Source organism: Flavobacterium sp. H4147 (assembly GCF_029360735.1).
In the GTDB taxonomy this organism is placed as follows: domain Bacteria; phylum Bacteroidota; class Bacteroidia; order Flavobacteriales; family Flavobacteriaceae; genus Flavobacterium; species Flavobacterium endoglycinae.
Map to the genome: position 1 here is coordinate 65,414 of NZ_JARKNB010000004.1, position 14,560 is coordinate 79,973.

The window sequence follows — 14,560 nt, forward strand, 5'->3', positions numbered from 1 at the left end:
ACTGTGCTGAGAGTGGCTAAATATTATTTTTTTAATGAAAAATTATACTGAATTCCAAATACAAATGTTCTTGGCGCCGCTGCAGTATAAGTTGGCTGTGCATTTGTGGTATTAGCTCTCGATACATTGTAAGCATACAATTTATCAGTAAGATTTAAGACATTTCCGTAAACCTCAATTTTTCTCCATTGGTAGCCAATTCTGGCATTGAATATATTATAACCTGAATACTTTACGGTATTAATTTGATCCTGATAGTAACTTCCCACAAGCTGCCATTCTAAAGAGGTTCTCAGATTTGGAAGCCAATTTGGGTAATAACTTACTTCTGAATTTCCTGACCATTTTGGTGCAGCCGGCATTTCTTTGCCATTTAAATCTTGAACAGGATCTGTTGGTTTGTCTGAAAGTTTAAAATCGATATAAGTATGTTGTGCATACGTTCCACCAAGACGAATATTGAATTGTTTTGAGGGTTTGTATGAAGCTCCAAACTCAATTCCTTTGTGGCATGTTTCTCCTGCAGAACGATAATCTGTTGAGTTGTCAGGTAGTTTTATGTTTAATAATTCATTTTGGCCTTCCATATAATACAAGGCGTAGTCAAAGTTCAGTTTATTTTCTAAAAAAGTAAGCCATCCGCCAATTTCATAATTGTTAAATTCTGCGGGTTTAAGGTTGTAATAAAAATCAGCTGGAACACCAGTTGTACCACCTGTACCTGGTTTTGTTCTAAAAATAGATGTAATTCCCGGAGGCGCAAATCCTTGTGAATAATTCCCGTAAAAACCTGCAAAATGTACAGGATTGTAGTTGATACCTGCTTTAAAAGTAGTTTTGTCGTATACTTTGCTTCCGCTTGAAAGGTCAAGTGCATTATCATAGTTGACTTTCATATTATCGTAACGTCCGCCAAGCGTTACTATTACTTTCTCGATTGGATTAAAACTAATCTGAGCATAACCTGCTGTATTGAAGATGTCTGCAGTATAATCGGCTAGTTTTGAATCAGGATGTTCAGCTATAATTTCGTATGAATCTACGGTTTGTTTTCCGGGTTCTCCCGGATTTAAATTGGCTTTTAAATCGATTACATACGACCAATACGTTACAGGAGAATAATCATATAAAGCTCCGGCTACAATTTTGGTATTCAAGAAATCAAATTTTTGAACGTGCTGTCCAATTGCACCATAGCTTTTAAAGTTGTTTGAGTTTACTTCACCTTTTGCTGTTGTAGGATTTACGGTTGGACTCCATTTAATTCCGTATGACGGGTTTTGTCCTAATTTATTATCGCGTAAATAAACTGTAATGTAACTGTTTGAGTTATCGTTCCAATCGTGCTCAAGCGTTAAACGAGTACGTAGAGCATCAGATTTTCTATACGTAAAATTAGAAGTGCTTTTGTACGTTCTATTATTAAAAGCATCTTCGTTTACAGTTCCACTCATATCCGAATAGTATTTCCCATACATAGTATTGCTTATCAATCGGGTAGAAGGTGAAATGTTGTAATCGATTCTGGCGTTTAGGTTGTCTTTGTTGTAATCTGAATACGTCATCCAGCCATTTTCTTGTAAACTTGAAATTCCGGCAATATGAAATCCGACTTTTCCAATTGTTGCTCCTCCAGCGGCTTGAAATCTTCTGTAACCGTAATTATCAGCCTGAATTCCAAATTTAAATTCAGGATCAACAGGAGGTTTAAGCGAAATTAAGTTAATAGTTCCGCCTACTGCTTCTGGTCCGTATAATGAAGATACTGGACCTTTTACAACTTCAATACTTTGAAGGTTAAATTGGTTGATTTCTAATAGGGCATTGTGATTAAAAATTCCCATTGGACGAATAGGCAGTCCGTCTTCCAAATACAAATAATAAGCATTTGTAGTCATAGGCTGTCGAATAGACATCATGTGTTGTTCGTTGCCTAAATTGACCATTAATACACCGGGAGTTTTATTTACAATTTCGTAAACAGCTGTCGCTTTGGTTTCATTGATCGTTTTTGCCGTTAATTTACTAATGGCAACTGGAGTTTCTTTTCGTTGTGCAGCTGTACGATTTGCGGTTATAAAAACATTTTCAAGTTCCTGCGATTTTGTTGTGTCCTGCGCTGTTTTGTTTTGTGCAAAAACACATTGCCCTATAATAAAAAGGGTAAAGAATATTTTTTTCATTTTAAATCTATAAATTTTAAAAAGTATTGTGTGTTCTAAGATGCTTCATCTTTGAACAGGCTTAATTCATAAAGCCGAATTAAAATTTATATGAAATAGGATGGGGGATGAAATGCAGGAATTGAAACCCCTATTGGTTTTTTATGGAAAGAGCTGTAAATTTTTCTTTTTGGTTCGGCTGGTAATGCCAGCTCGAAATTATTTAAAACGAAATTTTGAATGTAAACTACTTCTGTTTTTTCTTTCAGATTGTTTTGCATTCTTTTCTCGTTATCGGCATATTTTTTTAAACTCTTTTGAAGTTCGCATCGTCCGTTACAGCTGTTAAACATCATTTTTCGCTGCACGCAGATGGTTTTAGAAATTTCTTCCTGATTTAACTTGAATGAGGTATATACAAAGAAACTGCCAAAAGAAGGTACTAATAGCATACAGGAAAGAAATAGAATAAATAATCTTTTCACTTTGGGTTTCTGTTGTTTTAAATAATTTGATTCTTATTGTGCATAACTAAATTTGAGATTTAGATATAGGCACTTATGTATTCGATGTTTTTACACAGCGAAATTTATTCAATTAAAAAATTGAATTAAGATTTTAAAAAATTATATAAAACAGGATGGAGGGCGAAATGCCACAACAGTAATCGAAACAGGTTTTTTATCTGCACTTGCAAAGTTTTTTGCAGCAGTTTCAACAGGAGCGACTAAAGTATATAGGGGAGTATTTGTATTCTGGATGTAAACAATCTCTGCTTTTTCTTTTAGATTGTCTTGCATTTTCTTTTCGTTGTCGGCGTATTTTTTTAAGCTTTTTTGAAGCTCGCATCGGCCGTTGCAAGTATTGAAAACCATTTTGCGCTGTACGCATATTGTTTTCGAAATTTCTTTTTGATTTAATTTGAAAGAAGCATAAATGAAGACCTTACCAAAAGATGGCACCAGAAGGGTAATCGAAAGTAATATGATAAAAAGTTTCTTCAAGAGTGAATTTCTATGTTTCAAATGCAAAAGTACATTTAATTCGTTTTTATCATAAACTTATTTGAAAGTTTTTTATAAAAAAAATATCCCCGATAATTATCGGGGATATTTAAGTGTCGTTCGTTCTGCAGTTTAAGTGAAAACTGAGATTAAAACGTATGTATTAGTTCACTAAAACCCAAGCTCCAGAAGCGATAAGGCTTTCTGCTTTTTTGAATTTCATAGTTTCTGTTTTACCAGTTGCTACTTCTTGAACCGTTACTGTATCGTTACGATTGATTTTTGGCATATCTCTAACGATCGTTTCGGTTACCTGACGCTGTTGTGTTTCTCCAGCTTCACGATTCATGCTTTCGCTGTTTGGAATTTCGTCTTTACTTAATTGTAAGTTTTCTTTTTGACGAACTTCTCTTGCTTCGTGAATTTCAGGAGCGTTTTGAGCAGGTAAATCACCTTTGAATAAGAATGAAATAACTTCTTTGTTAACGTTATCCAGCATTCCTCTAAACAAATTGAAAGCTTCTAATTTGTAAATAAGCAAAGGATCTTTTTGTTCGTGAACGGCTAATTGAACAGATTGTTTCAATTCGTCCATTTTACGTAAGTGTTTTTTCCAAGCTTCATCCACAATAGAAAGTGTGATGTTTTTCTCGAAATCAGCAATTAATTGAGCTCCTTCGCTATCGTAAGCTTTTTTCAAGTCAGTTACCACATTTAGAGTTTTGATTCCGTCTGTAAACGGAACTACAATTCTTTCGAAATGGTTGTTTGGCTCTTCGTAAACTCCTTTGATGATTGGGAAAGCTTCTCTTGCGCTTCTTTCTGTTTTTTCGGTGTAGAATGCTAAAGCTTCTTTGTATACTTTTCCTGTAACTTCAATATCTGATAATTTTACAAAATCAGCTTCTGAAATTGGAGATGTGATTCCGAAATAACGAATTAAATCAAATTCAAATCCTTTAAAGTCATTGGCTACTTTATTGTTGCTTACAATTAATTCGCAAGTATCATAAAGCATGTTAGCAATATCCAGTTTTAAACGCTCTCCAAATAAGGCGTGACGACGGCGTTTGTAAACTACTTCACGCTGAGAGTTCATTACGTCATCATACTCTAATAAACGTTTACGAACACCAAAGTTATTTTCTTCTACTTTTTTCTGAGCACGTTCGATAGATTTAGTCATCATAGAATGCTGAATAACTTCACCTTCTTTTAATCCCATTCTGTCCATTACTTTCGCAACTCTTTCAGAACCAAATAAACGCATTAAGTTATCTTCAAGAGAAACATAAAATTGAGAACTTCCTGGATCTCCCTGACGACCAGAACGACCACGTAACTGTCTGTCTACACGACGAGAATCGTGACGCTCAGTACCTACGATTGCTAAACCTCCCGCAGCTTTTACTTCTGGAGATAATTTAATATCGGTACCACGACCGGCCATATTTGTTGCTATGGTTACAACTCCGGCTTTACCAGCTTCTTCAACGATTTGTGCCTCTTGCTTATGCATTTTAGCGTTCAATACGTTATGAGTGATTCCTCTCATTTTAAGCATACGGCTTAATAATTCTGAAATCTCTACAGAAGTTGTTCCAATCAATACTGGTCTACCAGCTTTTGATAATTCTGTTACATCTTCGATTACCGCGTTGAATTTTTCACGTGTTGTTTTGTAGATGTAATCTTCTTTGTCTTGTCTTGCAATTGGACGGTTTGTTGGAATTTCAACAACATCCAATTTATAAATCTGCCATAACTCACCCGCTTCTGTAACAGCAGTACCCGTCATACCGGCTAATTTACTGTACATTCTGAAATAATTCTGTAATGTTACAGTTGCAAAAGTTTGAGTTGCAGCTTCGATTTTTACGTTTTCTTTTGCTTCGATCGCTTGGTGAAGACCGTCTGAATAACGACGTCCATCCATGATACGACCTGTTTGCTCATCGACAATCATAATTTTGTTGTCCATGATAACATACTCTACGTCTTTTTCAAATAAAGCATACGCTTTTAAAAGCTGAGTAAGAGTGTGGATACGCTCGCTTTTTACACCAAAATCTTGAAATAATCTTTCTTTGGCTTCAGCTTCAGCATCTTTGTCAAGTTTTTGTTTTTCGATAGCTGCGATTTCTGTTCCAATGTCTGGTAAAATAAAGAAATCCGCATCAGTATCGCCAGACAGGTATTTAATACCATTATCTGTCAATTCTACTTGATTGTTTTTTTCTTCAATCACAAAATACAAAGCTTCGTCTACTTTGTGCATTTCGCGATTGTTATCCTGCATGTATTGATTTTCAGTTTTTTGAAGCAATTGTTTAATTCCTTCTTCACTTAAAAATTTAATTAATGCTTTATTTTTAGGTAAACTTCTGTAAGCTCTTAATAATAAGAAACCACCTTCTTTAGTATTACCTTCTTTGATTAATTTTTTAGCTTCAGCTAAGAAACCATTCGCTAACTGGCGTTGTTGTGCAACTAAGTTTTCAATTTTTGGTTTCAATTCGTTGAATTCGTGACGATCTCCTTGAGGAACCGGTCCAGAAATGATAAGCGGTGTTCTAGCATCATCAATCAATACCGAGTCAACCTCGTCGACTATGGCAAAATTGTGTTTTCTCTGCACTAAATCGCTTGGCGAATGTGCCATGTTATCTCTTAAGTAATCGAAACCGAACTCGTTGTTGGTTCCGTAAGTGATATCAGCATCGTAGGCTTTTTTTCTAGCTTCTGTACTTGGCTGGTGGTTATCGATACAATCTACAGATAAACCGTGGAATTCGAATAAAGGTGCTTTCCATGTGCTGTCACGTTTTGCTAAATAGTCGTTTACTGTTACTAAGTGAACTCCGTTTCCTGTCAAAGCGTTTAAGTAAAGTGGAAGAGTAGCCACCAAAGTTTTACCTTCTCCCGTTTGCATTTCGGCAACTTTACCTTCGTGTAATACCATACCACCAATTAACTGAACATCGTAATGAATCATGTCCCAAGTGATATCTTTTCCGGCAGCATTCCATTTGTTAGCCCAGATTGCTTTGTCGCCTTCAATAGTAATGTATGATTTTGCAGCTGAGAATTCGCGGTCTTTTGCAGTTGCAGTAACTTCGATATGAGAGTTTTCTTTGAAACGACGTGCTGTTTCTTTTACAACCGAAAATGCTTCAGGAAGAATTTCCAATAAAGTTTTTTCAGAGATTTCATAAGCTTCTTTTTCAAGAGCGTCTATTGCATCATAAATATCTTCTCTTTTGTCGATATCCTCAATATTTTCAACTTCAGCTTTAAGCGAAGCAATTTTAGCATCTTTCTCTGCTCTTGCTTCTTTAATTCTATCTTTAAAATAAACGGTTCTTCCTCTTAATTCGTCATTAGACAATTCCATTAAAGGAATTTCGAACGCTTTAATTTTGTTTAAATATGGTTGTAAAGCTTTGACGTCTTTTTCGGATTTATCACCTACAAAGACTTTGATGATGCTGTTTATGAAACTCATAATTTATTGTATTTCTTTATTTTATATAATTAATTTGAACCAAAAAAAAAGCCTCTGTGATGAGACTTTTTCATTTGGTTTATTTTTTTAATATTCATCCTCATTCCAAAGATAATCTTCGTCTGTTGGATAATCAGGCCAAATTTCTTCCATTGATTCATATATCTCTCCTTCATCTTCGATTGACTGAAGGTTTTCTACTACTTCTAATGGAGCACCTGCTCTAATAGCGTAGTCTATAAGTTCGTCTTTGTTAGCAGGCCATGGCGCATCACTTAAATAAGATGCTAATTCTAATGTCCAATACATCTGTTATCTATTTAGTTTGTGCAAAAATAAATTTTTTACTGAAAAAGACAAGTAAAATTTGATTTATTTTAATAAAATTTAAGAACGTCAATTATTAAATCCCTATTTTTTAAATTTCAAATTCCTAAAAAGGAGTTTAAAACCTCCTGTTTTATAGCTTTTATGTAAAATTTAAATTCAAAGAATTATTAATTTTTCTTGGAATTTGGGATTTAAAAAAATTGAAATTTTAAGAAAGCTTTTACTTTCTAGGAATCCATTTCACTTCCTCCGCTTTTAGGTCAAAGGACAACTTTCGTGCCAAGACAAAAAGGTAGTCAGAAAGTCGGTTTAAGTACATGATTGCGATTTCAGGAACATGTTCATTGTGGCTTAAATGCACGGCTAAACGTTCTGCTCGACGGCAAATACAACGTGCAATATGACAATGTGACACGGTAGGATGACCGCCAGGCAAAACAAAATGAGTCATTTGTGGAAGACTTTCTTCCATTTTATCTATTTCGTTTTCGAGCAGTTCGATATCTGAATCAATTATTCCGAGATTTTCTAATCTAAGTTTACCATTTTTTAGAACTTCTTTTTCCGGTGGCGTTGCCAAAATGGCACCAACTGTAAAGAGTCTATCCTGAATTTCTATTAAAATGGTTTTATAATGTGAATCTATTTCCTGATCGCGGATTAATCCTATATATGAATTTAGTTCGTCAACAGTTCCGTAACTGTCAATTCGAATATGGTCTTTTGGAACACGGGTTCCTCCAAAAAGAGCTGTTGTTCCTTTGTCGCCTGTTTTGGTGTATACTTTCATTGTGATTAAGATTGTAGATTTCTGATTTTAGATTGAAATGTTGTTGTCTATAATTTTAGATTTAGAAAGTAATCTAAAATCTAAAATTATTTACTCGTGTCGCTTTCAATTAAACCATCTCTTAAACGAATAACGCGATGTGCATATGCTGCAATATCTTCTTCGTGGGTTACTAGTATTACAGTATTTCCTTGCGCGTGAATATCTCCGAAAAGTTTCATGATTTCTACAGATGTTTTACTGTCTAGGTTTCCTGTTGGCTCATCGGCTAAAATAATTGACGGTTTGTTGACCAAAGCACGGGCAACAGCAACACGCTGGCGCTGTCCTCCAGAAAGCTGATTTGGCTGATGATCCATTCTATCGGCAAGGTTTACTTGTTTTAGAACTTCTGTAGCGCGTGCGATTCGATCTGATTTTCCGTAACCGGCATAAATCATAGGTAAGGCGACATTATCTAGGGCTGTGGTTCTAGGTAAAAGATTAAAGGTCTGGAAAACGAAACCAATTTCCTTATTTCTGATTTCGGCTAGTTCATCGTCTTTCATTTGGCTGACATCTTTTCCGTTTAAAACGTAACGCCCAGAAGTTGGGGTGTCTAAACAACCTAAAAGGTTCATTAAAGTCGATTTTCCAGATCCAGAAGGTCCCATTAAAGCAACATATTCTCCTTTATTGATTTGTAAATTAATTCCTTTTAGGACATACACTGTTTCATTCCCCAGAATAAAATTTCGTCTTATGTCAGTTATTTTAATTAATGGATCTGCCATTTGGTTTTACAATTTTGGATTTAAAAGTACGAAACACTTTTCAATAATGATAAGTAGTTGAGAATTGGATTTTGTTACAAAAAGCTTTTTTAAGAGATAACAATTAAAATAATATAATTTTTAAAGTTTTAAATTGTTATATCTTTTTTGATTTGTTTTGCATAATAGTCATTATTTTATGTGTTTTATAGTTTTAAAATGTTTTTAATTCTAAAAATGTGTTAATAATGTAATTTTTTTACGTTTGTTGTTGAGTAAATTTGATTAATCAATATTAAATACTCAACATTATGAAAAATATTAAATTAGGATTAGGAATTGCATTAATTGCCTTAGGTTTTGCATCATGTAAAGATGAGAAACAAGAAAAAGCACAAAAAACTGTAGACTCATATGTAACCTACGTAGATTCTGTTAAGAATGTAGCTGCTGCTGATTTAAAAGAAAATTGGAAAACTGTAGAAGCAGAGTATGACAGAAAATCTCAAGAGGCTCAGGCAGCTTTAGCAGACCTAAAAGATAATTCGGCAGCGACCGAAAAAATTAATGCAAGTAAAATTAAATACGAAGAATTTAGAAATCAAATGGCCACCCAATTTGCCCCACCGGCTCCAAGTCCGAAACAGCAATTAAGAGATGCCTTATTTGGAGCAGGAAAAATAGGTGATGATATGAACTTTGACTGGGTAAATGCTAAAAATATTCACAGCGTTTATCAGCAGTTCGTTCACACTGTAGAAGATAATAAAGATAAATATTCAAGAGAAGACTGGGATGAGGTTAAATTGATGTATGAAGCACTTGACAGCCGTAAAAATACAGTTGAAAAAGAAGGTCTAACATCAGAAGATAACCGAAAAATCGCTGGTTTGAAAATTAAATTTGCACCTATGTACACTGTAAACAGAATGGGAGCAAAATCTGAAGAAAACAAAGAAGCTAAAAAATAGTTTTTTAGAATTTTGAATTAGATAAGAAAAAGACGATCAGAAATGATCGTCTTTTTTTTATGTTTTAATGTGGAATAATCCTGAAATTTATTTAATCAGTTTTTCAAGCTTTGCCATCAATTCCTCTTTCTCTTTCAGCATACGCTCATACAGTGCAATTTTTTCTTCATGCAATTGAATAATCTTTTCAATTGGATTGTTGTTATTGATTATAAGTGTCGCGTAATCATGGGTATTGAATGTACTTGCAATAATATTTACGGCGTGTTCTTCATCAAAATTTTGAAAAGCTTCAACAGGAATTTTCAAAGAATTTGAGATTTGTTTAAGCAAATTATCGTCAATTATCTCTTTTTGTTCCAGCATAGAAATTTTTTTCTGGTTCCAGTCTTCTCCCAAATCATAAGCCAGTGCTTCTTGTTTGATGCCAAGCATTTCTCTGAAACGTTTTACGTTTCTTCCCTGATGAATTTTCTGTTCCATAATGAATATCGATTTTATGAAGGTTCAAATATAAGGTTATTTGTACTAAAAATTTTGAATTTAAAAGGATAAAAAATACCTTATAAAACTTTTTTATGCTCTAATAACAAAATGTTCTTTTGGTTGTTCGTATCTAAAAAATACAAATCCCCATTGAAAAGTGTCAATCGTGACTTTTACTTGAGGATGGTTTTTAATCATTTCCCAAGCCTCTTCCATATCTTCTGACCAATGAATATCATCGAAAATCCAAACCGAGTCATTGTTGATTGTTGGCAATAAAAGTTCGAAATATTCTAAGGTTGCTTTTTTAGAATGATTTCCATCGAAATATATTAAATCCCAATCACAGATATTCGCAGAACCATCTTTTAAGAATTTGCTAAATTCGGAATTCACAAAATCAAAATTAAAATCTGGAAATTCTTGATTAAATAAACTTTCTGCGACTGATTGTGTATTTTGGCAACCTTCAAGACTAAGCAAAAAAGATTCTTTATTTCCCAATGCAATAGCTGAACTCGCTAATCCTAAAGAAGTTCCAATTTCTAAAACATTTTTTGGTCTGAAATAATTGCTAACACGAAATAATAATTCGGCTCGTTTTGGTGAAATTCCTGCAGTTTGTGCTATTTTATAAATTTGTCTTCGGTTTGATTTAAAGACTTTTGAACCAGCTCCAAAATCAGTTACTTCAATAAAATTGTTGTTTTCTAAAAGTGACTTTCTGTAATTTTTTAGAATTTGATATTCGGGTTTTGGCTTTTTATCGTAAAAACATTTTGTGAGTAAACTAAAGACAAAAGGAGAGTGAACTCCGTGTTCGTTTTTAGATTCCCAAAGAAATTTTAGATAAGATTGAATTTGAAACAGCATTCTGAATTTGAAAAAATCTTAATTAACCGAAATTAGTTTTATATCAAATATAAGTACGGATCCGCCTGGAATGCTTTGGTAATCTTTACTGCCGTACCCTAAATGAGCAGGGACTAAAAGTTTGCCTTTCCCGCCTTCTTTAAAATGAGGAATACCTTCTTTCCAGCCTTGAATTACTTGAGTTAAACTAAATGCAACTCCTTGTTCATCACTTTGGTCAAAAACATTTCCGTTCGTGTAATATCCTTTATAAGCAACTGTTACATTTGAGGTTGCTAATGGAGTTTCTCCTTCAGCATCACCTTCTTCTTCAATAATATAATACAAACCAGAATCAGTTCTTGTTGCCGTTAGGTTATTTTGTGCCAGATAATCTGTGATCTCTTTTTCGTTTTGAGCAGTATAATCTTTTACTTCGTCTTTATCTTTAGAGCAAGAAATGAAAAGTGTTACTGTAAGTAATGCTGATAAAAGGTGTTTCATTTTTTAGGGTTTTAAATCGCTAATTTATATAAAAATATTTTTCAGTCTTGGTTTTCGGTTTCAGTCTCAGTCTCAGTTTTCAGTTTTCAGTCTCAGTTTTCGGTCTCAGTCGTAGTTTCTGTTTTCTAATTTGCTTGACATCCAAGTAAAGAAAACTGAATACTAAAAACTGAGACTGAACACTTAAAAAAATTATCCCTCAATTTTTGCAGAAAGCTCAAACCATCTTTCTTCTTTTGCTTCAATTTTATTGATTATGTTTTGAAGTTCGTTGGCTTTTTTCTCGATATCAGCATCAGCAACTTTTCCATCAGAGAAAAGCTGTTCGATTTTGGCTTTTTCGATTTCTAAATCTTTGATTTCGCGTTCGATTTTTTGATATTCTTTCTGTTCGTTAAAGCTTAGATTTCCGGTTGGATTATTTTGTTTCCAGTCTTTTTTCTCAGCTTTGTTTTCTTCTTTTTGAGTAACATCGGCGCTGTCTTCGTAAGCACGGAAATCAGAATAGTTTCCTGGGAAGTTTTCGATTTCGCCTTGTCCTCTAAAAACAAATAAATGATCGACAATTTTATCCATAAAATAGCGATCGTGAGAAACCACCAATAAACAGCCCGGATAATCTAATAAGAAACTTTCCAGAACGTTTAAAGTTACAATGTCCAAATCGTTTGTAGGCTCATCGAGAATCAAGAAGTTCGGATTCTGAATTAAAACCGTACACAGATACAAACGTTTTAATTCTCCACCGCTTAATTTTTCGACATAATCGTATTGTTTTTTGGCATCAAAAAGGAAACGTTCCAATAATTGCGAAGCCGAAATAATCTTTCCTTTTGTCAACGGAATGTACTCACCGTATTCTTTAATAATATCAATAACTCGCTGACCCGGTTTTGGATTGATTCCAGATTGCGTGTAATAGCCGACTTTTATAGTGTCGCCTTTTACAACACGTCCGCTGTCTGGCGGGATTGTGCCTGTAAGCAAGTTTAAGAAAGTCGATTTACCGGTTCCGTTTTTACCAATAATCCCGATTCTTTCGCCGCGCTGGAAATCAAAACTGAAGTTGTCGAGAATAACTCGGTCTTTGAATTTTTTAGAAAGTTTGTGAAGCTCGATAATTTTGCTTCCCATTCTTTCCATATTAATTTCAAGCTCGACTTTGTTTTCTTTACGTCGGCTTTGTGCTTTTTCTTTAATAATGTAAAAATCGTCCTGACGTGATTTAGATTTGGTTGTTCGTGCTTTCGGCTGGCGGCGCATCCATTCTAATTCTTTTACAAAAAGGTTTTTGGCTTTGTCAATACTCGCATTTTCAGAAGTAATTCTTTCTTCCTTTTTCTGTAAGTAATACGAGTAATTTCCTTTGTATTGGTATAATTTTCCGTTGTCTAATTCGATAATTTCATTACATACACGTTCCAAAAAGAAACGGTCGTGCGTTACCATAAACAACGTAATGTTTTCTTTTGCAAAATAACTTTCCAGCCATTCGATCATTTCAAGATCTAAGTGGTTGGTTGGCTCATCCAAAATCAATAAATCTGGTCGATTAATTAAGATTATGGCCAATGAAAGACGCTTTTTTTGTCCTCCTGAAAGATTTTTTACTTTTAGTTTAAAATCTTCCAATTTTAGTTTGAATAAAATCTGTTTGTACTGCGTTTCGAAATCCCAGGCATTGTGCTGATCCATGGCATCAAAAGCTTTTTGATACGCTTCTTCGTCATTTGGGTTTTCGAGTGCTTTTTCGTAAGCTTCAATTACCTTCAGCGTTTCATTGTCTGATGCGAAAATACTTTCTTCAATCGTAAGTTCATCTTGTAAATTATTATCTTGAGAAAGAAATGCCATTCTGATTCCTTTTCGCAAAACCACTTGTCCAGTATCTGGCTCTTCCAAACCATTAATAATACTCATAATAGTGGTTTTACCAGAACCATTTTTGGCAATAAAAGCAATTTTTTGGTCTTTGTTGATTCCAAACGAAATGTTGTCAAAAAGGACTCTTTCTCCAAATGACTTCGATATATTTTCTACAGATAAGTAATTCACTGTTGTAATTATAAGTTATAAATTGTGAGTTATGAAGGTTTCTAAAAACATAACTTTCTGCAAAAGTAAACTATTATCTTACGATTTACGAATTATTTATGGAGATACGAATTGAGTACCGAACCCAAATCTAAATAATGCATTTGCTGCGGCGTGTTTATAATAGGTTTGCGAACGAGTGATTCGTTTGTAATAAAATAATGAATTCCGTCTTTGGTTGTAATTCCTTCTATTTGATGAAAAGGCAGTTTTAAATCAATTCGGCGTTGGTTTCCCGAAGTGAAATCAGAGTTTTTGAAATCATATAAAAGATACAGAAATGATTTTCCAACTTTTGAATATCCGCAGAGAACAACAAGTTTTTTATCTTCTACATACACGGCGCCTGTCACTAAACCTTTTGTATCAATTGTGCCTTTCAATTGTGCAATGTGATTTCCAGACTGTTTAGGCAGCACATAAATATTGGTTTTTGAAGAAGTCCACTGTTTGGTAAACAAATAAATACTATCTCTTGAAACAATAAAAGCTTCACAATCAAAATTGGTGGTATTTGGTTTTTGTGAAGATAAATCTGTTTGATCCGAATAGCTGAAAGAGATGGTTTCAATAATTGGATTTTGGGTAAAAAAAGAATTTTTATCGATTTTTAAAATATGAAGATCAGTTCGGCTTCCGGTGTAATTATTTCCAAAATCGCCAATGTACAAATGTAAACTGTCTTGCGATATTTCTTCCCAGTCATGGTTGGTTACCTGTTCCAGAACAATTTTCTTTTTAATTTTTCCTAAAGAATCTAAGCCGTAAATTGTTTTGTCGTGATCGTCGTTATGAGTCCAAAGCAAATTGTTAAATGCGATTAAACCAGATGTTTCTTTTACAGAATCACTTAATTTTAGCGAATACTGGGGTTTTATTTTTAAGTTTTCATAAGTACAGCTTCCGTCATTTTCGATTGCTGCAGAATTGTAGTTTTTTGCCAAAGAATCTGTACAGCCAGAATTTTGTGTATAAGCACTGAAACAACTGAAAAAAACGAATAAAATAAACCTGTTCACTGTCTTGATTTTAAGTTTACGTTAATATAAAAGTAAATTTTTAAAGAATAGAAAAAAAATAGGATTATTAATATAATTAAAATGTTATTTT

At 33.8% G+C, this 14,560-nt stretch carries 13 protein-coding genes; 1 reads left to right on the plus strand and 12 read right to left on the minus strand.

Going from position 1 to position 14,560, the window contains the following annotated elements; translation table 11 throughout:
• Positions 1 to 23: 23 nt before the first annotated feature.
• The 7 genes from P2W75_RS17610 to P2W75_RS17640 form a co-directional block, all read right to left on the minus strand.
• The gene (locus P2W75_RS17610) at positions 24 to 2,183 is read right to left on the minus strand and encodes a TonB-dependent receptor (protein ID WP_276381487.1); all 2,160 of its coding nucleotides are present in this window, start codon (positions 2,181 to 2,183) and stop codon (positions 24 to 26) included.
• An 86-nt stretch (positions 2,184 to 2,269) separates the two neighbouring features.
• Complete coding sequence (locus tag P2W75_RS17615; protein WP_276381488.1) at positions 2,270 to 2,614, minus strand: hypothetical protein; 345 nt, start codon at positions 2,612 to 2,614, stop codon at positions 2,270 to 2,272.
• A gap of 174 nt (positions 2,615 to 2,788) precedes the next feature.
• On the minus strand, positions 2,789 to 3,166 hold the full coding sequence (locus P2W75_RS17620) for a hypothetical protein (RefSeq protein WP_276381489.1): 378 nt from the start codon (positions 3,164 to 3,166) through the stop codon (positions 2,789 to 2,791).
• Between the two features lie 163 nt (positions 3,167 to 3,329).
• Complete coding sequence (secA, locus tag P2W75_RS17625) at positions 3,330 to 6,671, minus strand: preprotein translocase subunit SecA (RefSeq protein WP_207295028.1); 3,342 nt, start codon at positions 6,669 to 6,671, stop codon at positions 3,330 to 3,332.
• A gap of 87 nt (positions 6,672 to 6,758) precedes the next feature.
• A complete protein-coding gene (locus P2W75_RS17630) occupies positions 6,759 to 6,980 on the minus strand; it encodes a DUF2795 domain-containing protein (RefSeq protein WP_007138072.1) in 222 nt (73 codons plus the stop codon).
• Between the two features lie 241 nt (positions 6,981 to 7,221).
• On the minus strand, positions 7,222 to 7,791 hold the full coding sequence (locus tag P2W75_RS17635; protein ID WP_207295029.1) for a cob(I)yrinic acid a,c-diamide adenosyltransferase: 570 nt from the start codon (positions 7,789 to 7,791) through the stop codon (positions 7,222 to 7,224).
• 86 nt (positions 7,792 to 7,877) lie between these two features.
• Complete coding sequence (locus tag P2W75_RS17640; RefSeq protein WP_276381490.1) at positions 7,878 to 8,564, minus strand: ABC transporter ATP-binding protein; 687 nt, start codon at positions 8,562 to 8,564, stop codon at positions 7,878 to 7,880.
• A 290-nt stretch (positions 8,565 to 8,854) separates the two neighbouring features.
• Between P2W75_RS17640 and P2W75_RS17645 the strand changes: the two genes are divergently transcribed.
• A complete protein-coding gene (locus P2W75_RS17645; protein WP_207295031.1) occupies positions 8,855 to 9,514 on the plus strand; it encodes a DUF6565 domain-containing protein in 660 nt (219 codons plus the stop codon).
• 87 nt (positions 9,515 to 9,601) lie between these two features.
• On the opposite strand, the gene P2W75_RS17650 is transcribed toward P2W75_RS17645, so the two are convergent.
• From P2W75_RS17650 to P2W75_RS17670, 5 genes are all read right to left on the minus strand, one after another.
• Complete coding sequence (locus tag P2W75_RS17650; protein ID WP_276381491.1) at positions 9,602 to 9,997, minus strand: helix-turn-helix transcriptional regulator; 396 nt, start codon at positions 9,995 to 9,997, stop codon at positions 9,602 to 9,604.
• 93 nt (positions 9,998 to 10,090) lie between these two features.
• Positions 10,091 to 10,873 (minus strand): O-methyltransferase, encoded by a 783-nt coding sequence (locus P2W75_RS17655; RefSeq protein WP_276381492.1) that lies wholly within the window; start codon positions 10,871 to 10,873, stop codon positions 10,091 to 10,093.
• Positions 10,874 to 10,891: 18 nt separating this feature from the next.
• On the minus strand, positions 10,892 to 11,356 hold the full coding sequence (locus P2W75_RS17660) for an FKBP-type peptidyl-prolyl cis-trans isomerase (protein WP_276381493.1): 465 nt from the start codon (positions 11,354 to 11,356) through the stop codon (positions 10,892 to 10,894).
• Positions 11,357 to 11,548: 192 nt separating this feature from the next.
• Positions 11,549 to 13,411: an ABC-F family ATP-binding cassette domain-containing protein gene (locus tag P2W75_RS17665; protein ID WP_207295035.1), complete on the minus strand. Its 1,863-nt coding sequence runs from the start codon at positions 13,409 to 13,411 to the stop codon at positions 11,549 to 11,551.
• A 92-nt stretch (positions 13,412 to 13,503) separates the two neighbouring features.
• Entirely contained in the window at positions 13,504 to 14,469 is a 966-nt protein-coding gene (locus P2W75_RS17670; RefSeq protein WP_276381494.1) for a T9SS C-terminal target domain-containing protein, read from the minus strand.
• Positions 14,470 to 14,560: the final 91 nt, after the last annotated feature.

What these genes read in the sequence shown, in the direction of transcription:
- P2W75_RS17635 (WP_207295029.1), bottom strand. Translation starts at nt 7,791, where the DNA reads ATGAAAGTATACACCAAAACAGGCGACAAAGGAACAACAGCTCTTTTT.
- P2W75_RS17615 (WP_276381488.1), bottom strand. Translation starts at nt 2,614, where the DNA reads ATGCTATTAGTACCTTCTTTTGGCAGTTTCTTTGTATATACCTCATTC.
- P2W75_RS17645 (WP_207295031.1), top strand. Translation starts at nt 8,855, where the DNA reads ATGAAAAATATTAAATTAGGATTAGGAATTGCATTAATTGCCTTAGGT.
- P2W75_RS17655 (WP_276381492.1), bottom strand. Translation starts at nt 10,873, where the DNA reads ATGCTGTTTCAAATTCAATCTTATCTAAAATTTCTTTGGGAATCTAAA.
- P2W75_RS17630 (WP_007138072.1), bottom strand. Translation starts at nt 6,980, where the DNA reads ATGTATTGGACATTAGAATTAGCATCTTATTTAAGTGATGCGCCATGG.
- secA (WP_207295028.1), bottom strand. Translation starts at nt 6,671, where the DNA reads ATGAGTTTCATAAACAGCATCATCAAAGTCTTTGTAGGTGATAAATCC.
- P2W75_RS17660 (WP_276381493.1), bottom strand. Translation starts at nt 11,356, where the DNA reads ATGAAACACCTTTTATCAGCATTACTTACAGTAACACTTTTCATTTCT.
- P2W75_RS17650 (WP_276381491.1), bottom strand. Translation starts at nt 9,997, where the DNA reads ATGGAACAGAAAATTCATCAGGGAAGAAACGTAAAACGTTTCAGAGAA.
- P2W75_RS17640 (WP_276381490.1), bottom strand. Translation starts at nt 8,564, where the DNA reads ATGGCAGATCCATTAATTAAAATAACTGACATAAGACGAAATTTTATT.
- P2W75_RS17610 (WP_276381487.1), bottom strand. Translation starts at nt 2,183, where the DNA reads ATGAAAAAAATATTCTTTACCCTTTTTATTATAGGGCAATGTGTTTTT.